Genomic DNA, 651 nt, shown 5'->3' with positions numbered 1-651 from the left:
AAGCCGCTGTATCGTGCGTTAAATGGCACTGATTGGATTGAAACCTGCTCAATTGCATCAATAGATACCGGTGAACGGTTGGTTGGATAACCACCAGAGTTCAAACCGAAATCATCGTTCTGGCCAATGCCATCTACAGTGATACTGTTATAACGTGGGTTATTACCACCAACAGTTAACGAACGGCTATCATCGCCTAAATCGGTTGCTAATGGGTTTTGACGCACAACATCTTTCAAATCACGATCGAAAGTTGGCATGTTGCGAATTTCATTTTCACCCCAAGTGCTCGAAGAGCCAGCTTGCAATGAAGTAGTATTGATTGTGCGACCAGTTACGGTAATCCGTTCGATATTGTCGCGACGCTCATCGAGCTGCGCGTTCAAACGGTAAGCATCACCTAACTGCAAGAAGATATCTTCTAAAGTTTTGCCTTCGTAAACATCTGAATCGATGATAACAATGTACGGACCACCAACGCGCAAACCAGTTGCGGTGAATACACCGGCTGAGTTGGTTGTTGCTGTTGAAATAGTACCGGATGGAACGTGCTGGATGATAACGCGAGTGTTGGCCACTACTTCGCCTTGTGGACCAACAATCTGGCCGCGCATTGCAGATGAAGTATCTGCGATTGCGATTCCAGACATA

At 46.1% G+C, this 651-nt stretch carries 1 protein-coding gene; it reads right to left on the bottom strand.

All coding sequences use genetic code 11. The features are described 5' to 3' along the window. Positions 1-651 (bottom strand): carboxypeptidase-like regulatory domain-containing protein (locus VT06_RS17025; RefSeq protein WP_046555523.1); only part of this gene is annotated, 651 nt, incomplete at both ends.

The sequence above is a fragment of the Arsukibacterium sp. MJ3 genome, assembly GCF_000987765.1.
Classification (GTDB): domain Bacteria; phylum Pseudomonadota; class Gammaproteobacteria; order Enterobacterales; family Alteromonadaceae; genus Alishewanella.
The sequence above is the reverse complement of the archived record's forward strand: the minus strand, read 5'-3'. Positions and strand labels throughout refer to the sequence as shown.